Raw genomic sequence first — 6,405 nt, forward strand, 5'->3', positions numbered from 1 at the left:
TCTGCCGCGTAATCAACAACTCTCTTTAAAAAGTCTTATTACTTGCCTACTTCATATCACACCCGCCTATTTACTGAACGAGTTGTTTTGCATTAAGTATTGTTTTAACACAGCGCGCATCCTCTCAGTTAATCCCTCAACTTTGCGCTTTCGCAATCAAACAAGAGCAAAAGTATTTTTTATATCTGGTCTCTCTATTTTGGAACTAGATTACGCCTCAAAGCCGATGTATAGCGTGTTGCCACACCGGGGAAGAAAGCCATCAAAACCAGAAGCGCAGGCCTGCGACGAATCGCGTTTCGCTAGTATCTTCACCTTCATCCCGCGCGAAATCTTTCGTTTCACCGAATTTATTTTCCCACTCCACACCTATATAAGGTGCTAACTCACGCTTGAACTCATAACGCAAACGAAGTCCTGCTGAAGCTTCCGATAAACCAGAGCCCAGGCCACGTGCAGCATCGCGTCTACTATACAAATCCATCTCAAACCTCGGCTGCAGGATCAGTTTCTGCGTCAATAACAACTCATACTCGCCCTCAAAAGCTAGCCCGACACGCCCCTCTTCACCGACATAACCGGTAGCATCAAGCTCGAACCAGTATGGTGCCAATCCCTGAACACCGAATGCCAACCAGGTCCGATCCGGAACTTCTTCACTACTGTCGTAACGTACACCGACTTGTACATCCCAGTAGCTGGCAATCGCGTGACTCCATAACAGTTCGGTACTTGCTTCCTGCAACTTGCCACCATCATAATCGCCTTCTGACTTCAATACAGCGCGATTGTAATCCCTGCCAAACCAGGCTTGCATGTCATAGGTTACTGAATTATTTTTATCAGTCTTCACGTTTTCAAACCGATCTACCATTAGCGACGCGAAGTTATGTTCATCCGCAAATTCCGGGCGCGGAATTGATCCAAAGTCATAACCATCTGAGTAATCAGGGCTGCGTGCATCGGCTGGGGCTTCCCCGCCCTGCATTGACATCGACATGGAACCCGACTCCATGCCATCGTCTTGTCTCATATCCTTCATACCCTGACTGGCTTGTTCTGATGAACCTGACATATCGTGACCACTATGGTCTTCAGCCGGCCGGGCATCATTATTCATCTTGCTGCTGCCCATCTCGGACATACTATCCATCGCATTGGCATCACTATTCATATTACTGTGATCCATACCTTGCATAGCGCCCATTTCAGTCTCTGTCATTGTGGGTTTCGTTGCTTCTTCTGCCCAGACAGATGGCACGCTTAACGTCATTATGGCAGCAACGATAAGGTTCATGCGCTTGCTATTCATCTTTGCTTTCTCCTATATTCTCTTATGCCGCACTCAGGCCACAACGACTTCGCGGAACATGCCCGCATCCATGTGGTAAAGCAAATGGCAATGCCAGGCCCAACGGCCTAGTGCATCTGCAGTAACGAGAAAGCTGACGCGTTGTGCTGGTTGAACACTAATAGTGTGCCGACGTGCCAGGAACTTTCCATCCGGGCTTTGCAGTTCACTCCACATGCCGTGCAAGTGCATGGGGTGCGTCATCATGGTGTCATTATGCAAAATCACGCGCAGTCGCTCGCCATGACGGAAATGCACTGGACTGGACCTGCCGAATTCGAGGCCGTCGAGTGACCAGGTGTAGCGCTCCATATTGCCAGTAAGGTGTAGTTCGATCTCGCGTTCCGGAGGACGTCGATCCAGAGGGGCATCGAGTGAGTGCAAATCCGCATATGTCAGCACACGTCTGCCGTTATTTCGCAAACCGATGCCGGGGTCGTCCAGATTGGTGCGTGGTGTATCAACGCGCATGTCCACGCTGGGGCCATACTCGGTTCTAGCGTGACGTACATGCACGGGGTTGCCCATGCCTGCGTCGCCTGACATGTTATGACCACTGTGATTCATTCCTGACATGCCTTGCATTCCACCCATACTATCGGCTGACATATTGCCCATCATGTCTTCCATCGTCAGCCTCTCCGCCTCGTCCAGAGCAGGCACATCGGCTTCCATACCGGCCTGCGGAGCCAATGTGCCGCGTGCATATCCTGTACGATCCATTGCCTGGGCAAATATCGTATAAGGCTGATCTCCGGGTTCTACAATCACATCATAGGTTTCGCCTGGACCGAAACGGAATTCATCCACGGTCACGGGCTCAACATCCTGCCCGTCGACATGAACCACCGTCATCTTCAAACCTGGAATTCGCACATCGAAGAAGCTCTGGGTACCACTACCAATGAAGCGCAGCCGCACCCGCTCGCCGGGCTTGAACAATCCCGACCAGTTGCCCGCCGGGGTGGTACCATTCATGAGAAATGTATAGGTATAGGCCGAAATATCGGCAAGATCGGTTGGGCTCATACGCATCTGGTTCCACATGCGCCGTTTATCCAGAGCAACATCCATCCCCTTATCTGCAACATCACGGAAGAAATCTTTCACCGTTGGTTGATTAAAGTTGTAGTAATCGCTCATCTTCTTCAACCTGGCAAAAACATCCATCGGGTCTTCGTCAGTCCAATCAGATAGTTGTACAACATGATCACGATCAGCCTGGATTCGGTTTTTCCCTTCTGCAGGATCGATAATGATGGCGCCGTACATACCCGTTTGCTCCTGAAAACCAGAATGCGAGTGGTACCAATAGGTGCCTGACTGCTGTACCTTAAAGCGATAGACGAACGTTTCTCCCGGTGCGATGCCACGGAAACTGACCCCGGGTACCCCGTCCATCTCATACGGGAGGATAATTCCGTGCCAGTGGATCGAGGTAGACACATTCATGTGATTAGTGACGCGGATCGTGACTGTTTCGCCCTCGCGCCAGCGTAAGATCGGTGCCGGGATAGAGCCATTGATGGTGGTGGCCATACGCGGTGTGCCAGTGAAATTGACCGTCGTCTCGGCAATCGTGAGATCGAACTGCGTGCCGGAAAGAATAGGCGCCATGCCTGTGACAGTACGTGTCGCTTCGCTAGCCCGGCCCGGCCTGATAAAGGATGATAAGCCTAGAACAACCCCGCCAGCGGCGAGCCCTTGTATGAATCGTCGGCGCGAGCTATCAGGCACAATAATGGAAGCTTCGGGAATGTGTCTCATCTTGATTTTATCCTTCTGCAAAAAAAAGGTGTACGGCCTCATTAATTGCTAATGGCCTGATTGAAGAAAGAGTACCACCGTATCCCTTTCCGCGGCGTGACATGACCATTACAATTTTGTAATGATTCTGTCATCTTCACAACAACCATCTCTTGATACTATTGAAATGGATGCACTACTAATGGCATATAAACCGAGGGGCCATTGCCCTTCCTCCGACCAGGAAACATGTAATATGGATTATCGATGAAGCTTCTGATCGTCGAAGACGAAAAAAAGATTGGTGACTATCTCCGACAAGGACTTACTGAAACCGGGTTTATTGTTGACCTCGCTCGCAGTGGTCTGGATGGACACCATCTGGCAATGACTGAAAATTACGATTTACTCATTCTTGATGTCATGCTGCCAGACATTGATGGATGGAAAATCCTTAAGTCATTACGCGAAGCAGGACGAAATGTCCCGGTGATGTTTCTAACCGCCCGTGATAGCGTGGAGGATCGCGTCAAGGGACTGGAGCTCGGTGCCGATGACTACCTCGTCAAGCCTTTTGCCTTTTCTGAGCTACTTGCGCGCGTGCGTACTCTGCTGCGGCGTGGTACCGCGCTGGTAAATGAAACAACCTTGCAAGTTGCAAATCTTGAGCTAGACCTGATGCGTCGTCGTGTCACGCGTGCAGAACAGCATATCCATTTGACCGCTAAGGAATTCGCATTGCTGGAACTACTGATGCGGCGCCAGGGTGAAGTACTGCCCCGTTCCCTGATCGCCTCCCAGGTCTGGGATATGAACTTTGACAGCGATACCAACGTCATCGACGTTGCCATTCGCCGTCTGCGCGCGAAGATCGATGAGGATTTTGAACCCAAGCTCATACATACCTTGCGCGGCATGGGCTACATGCTTGATCTCCCGGATGAGGCTTAAATAGCTAATGCGCCAACCACCTTCACTCACGCTACGACTCAGCCTGCTCTTTGGTATTTCGACTTTTATCGTGTTTTTTGTTTTCGGTTGGTTTATCGAGGATTCGATCAAACGCCATTTTTCTGAGGAAGATGTCAGTGAGCTTGAAATCGTAGCTCAGGCAATAGAGAAGGCATTGCTCGTTAATTCATCCGAAAATGATCCTGCCTCTCTTGAACGTAGATTTAACGACATCCTGGTAGGGCATCACAGGGCATCATTGCATATCGTTGACACATGTGGTCGAACGATATACAACAGCATTGGTACTGATTCTACCGCCCTCATACTGCCCATAAAAAATTCTAACAGTAGTTCAGTGCGTGTCTGGAATAATGGCGAGCATACCTTTCGCGTGCTTACCCGGCATCTTCGCGGCAACACGCTGACATCTGATCAGGTTTATACCATCGTCATCGCGGTACCCATCGACTATCACATGCGATTTCTCGATGACTTTCGATACACCTTGTGGTTTATGATCTCAAGCGGTATCGTCATCACGTCCCTTATGGGCTGGATCGCGGTGCGACAAGGGCATGCCCCTCTTCGTAATATTGTCACTCAGATCCGCCAGATCAGCGCTAACGAATTAAATACACGCCTTTCACCCGACACCGTTCCTGGCGAGCTTACCGATCTGGCTATCTCATTTAATGAAATGCTTGGTCGCATGGAAGACTCATTTCTCCGGCTATCGAATTTTTCCGCCGATATTGCTCATGAATTACGCACACCCGTGACCAGCCTGATGACCCAAACCCAGGTAGCACTTTCTCAAACACGCACCATCAACGAGTACCGCGAGACCCTTTGTTCAAATATCGAAGAATACGAACGCATGGCCCAGATGATCAGTGAAATGCTATATCTGGCTCAGGCAGATAATGGCCTTTGCAAACCCAACAACGCTGACGTGGACTTGGCTAAAGAAGTACACACCCTCTTTGATTACTACGAAGCATGGGCAGAAGAACGTGGCGTCATGCTCAAATTCGAAGGTGATGTCACCGTTGTTGGTGACAAATTGATGCTACGGCAGGCAATGAATAACCTTCTCACTAATGCTATCCGACATACGCCAAGGAACGGTACAGTATGTATATATCTCAACCAATCAAGCAATGGCGATGTACATATAGATGTGAAAAATCCCGGTCCAGATATTGAATCTGAACACCTTCCAAGGCTTTTTGATCGTTTTTATCGTGTCGACCCATCGCGGCAAGAAAGTGGTTCCGGGCTCGGGCTAGCCATTGTCAAGTCCATTATCGATGCCCATGACGGAAAGATCGAAGTTACCTCTAGCGGAGGATTCACACAGTTTCGTATAATCTTGCCAATTCCTCCAGCAGAGATAATAAGCTGATATAACTTTCCGGACTTGCTTCGATCTCGCCGACACGTATGTTAAATCGTACTAATCTGGACCTGAATGCTTCTATTCAGGTTTGTAATCCAGCCATTATAATTACTGTGAATAGTTGTCCCGTCATAATGTAGATTTTCACTACTTTTATATTTAATACTGTAGCTATTTTTAGAGTAATTAATATCCACTACAGCGACGTGATCACGAAGATAAAGTGTGCCAACGATGTGTCCATCTTTCACACTTTTCATTTTCCAGCCTAATGTTGCACCTGCGCGAACAATAGCCTTCTTGATATCACCAGACGAGTGTTTTTGACTAACTTCTATCGGCGCATTATCTATATTCTTAACTGGTGCTGTTCGACACCCCGTCGCCAGCAAGACCACCAGGGAAGCCAGAGCCAGCAATTTAAATATTTGTTTCATTTCATTTGCCTCTTATTGTTAATTATATTACAGCGTAAAATCTGATTATATGTACAACTCCGTCTCCTGGATGATAGACCCCGGCTACGATAAAAGCCTCCCGTCACCAGTCGTGAGCATGCATATAGCTAAAACCATATAGTTCCTACATCACTGCTGTCCCGTTAACTTTCACAGCAAAACCATCTGATTGACATCGTGTTGATTATCGCGTGGTGGATCGCCTCTCAACAAAGCCATCAAGTCCCGTTTTTCAAACAGATTGAGCTGTAACAACCGTAAGATTTGTTGGGTGCTTTTCTGCAGCTTCGATTGAAACTTGAGAAAGGCCAAAAGCAAATAAACACACAAAGCGATCCATATCTGGGTCATGACGGCATTTTTGCTAGTGCCAACAAAAGATTTAATCTTCAGGTTTTGTTTGATCCATTTAAAGAACAGCTCCACCTGCCATCTTGCCTTGTAAATATCGGCAATGGTTTTGGCTGATAGCTTGAAGTTGTTGGTCAGGAATACGT

At 48.3% G+C, this 6,405-nt stretch carries 6 protein-coding genes; 2 read left to right on the forward strand and 4 right to left on the reverse strand.

Annotation, left to right across the window (positions count from 1 at the left end; all coding sequences use genetic code 11):
• Nucleotides 1-262: 262 nt before the first annotated feature.
• Nucleotides 263-1,312, reverse strand: a complete 1,050-nt coding sequence (locus RQ738_RS01325) for a copper resistance protein B (protein ID WP_314161576.1) — start codon at nt 1,310-1,312, stop codon at nt 263-265.
• A gap of 33 nt (nt 1,313-1,345) precedes the next feature.
• Nucleotides 1,346-3,109, reverse strand: a complete 1,764-nt coding sequence (locus RQ738_RS01330; RefSeq protein ID WP_409929509.1) for a copper resistance system multicopper oxidase — start codon at nt 3,107-3,109, stop codon at nt 1,346-1,348.
• A 255-nt stretch (nt 3,110-3,364) separates the two neighbouring features.
• On the opposite strand from RQ738_RS01330, the gene RQ738_RS01335 reads away from it, so the two are divergent.
• Entirely contained in the window at nt 3,365-4,048 is a 684-nt protein-coding gene (locus RQ738_RS01335; RefSeq protein WP_314161578.1) for a heavy metal response regulator transcription factor, read from the forward strand.
• A 7-nt stretch (nt 4,049-4,055) separates the two neighbouring features.
• Nucleotides 4,056-5,456: a heavy metal sensor histidine kinase gene (locus RQ738_RS01340; protein WP_314161579.1), complete on the forward strand. Its 1,401-nt coding sequence runs from the start codon at nt 4,056-4,058 to the stop codon at nt 5,454-5,456.
• Nucleotides 5,457-5,497: 41 nt separating this feature from the next.
• Here RQ738_RS01340 and RQ738_RS01345 read toward each other — a convergent pair whose 3' ends face one another.
• On the reverse strand, nt 5,498-5,887 hold the full coding sequence (locus RQ738_RS01345; RefSeq protein ID WP_314161580.1) for a hypothetical protein: 390 nt from the start codon (nt 5,885-5,887) through the stop codon (nt 5,498-5,500).
• A gap of 171 nt (nt 5,888-6,058) precedes the next feature.
• Nucleotides 6,059-6,405, reverse strand: a 347-nt coding sequence (locus tag RQ738_RS01350; protein ID WP_314161581.1) for a transposase, incomplete at its 5' end; no start/stop codon positions are given.

Origin of the sequence: Sulfuriflexus sp. (genome assembly GCF_032250955.1) — a bacterium.
Taxonomy (GTDB): Bacteria; Pseudomonadota; Gammaproteobacteria; order AKS1; family AKS1; genus Sulfuriflexus.

Coding starts and splice junctions, on each gene's coding strand:
- RQ738_RS01325 (WP_314161576.1), bottom strand. CDS start 1,312: ATGAATAGCAAGCGCATGAACCTTATCGTTGCTGCCATAATGACGTTA.
- RQ738_RS01335 (WP_314161578.1), top strand. CDS start 3,365: ATGAAGCTTCTGATCGTCGAAGACGAAAAAAAGATTGGTGACTATCTC.
- RQ738_RS01340 (WP_314161579.1), top strand. CDS start 4,056: ATGCGCCAACCACCTTCACTCACGCTACGACTCAGCCTGCTCTTTGGT.
- RQ738_RS01345 (WP_314161580.1), bottom strand. CDS start 5,887: ATGAAACAAATATTTAAATTGCTGGCTCTGGCTTCCCTGGTGGTCTTG.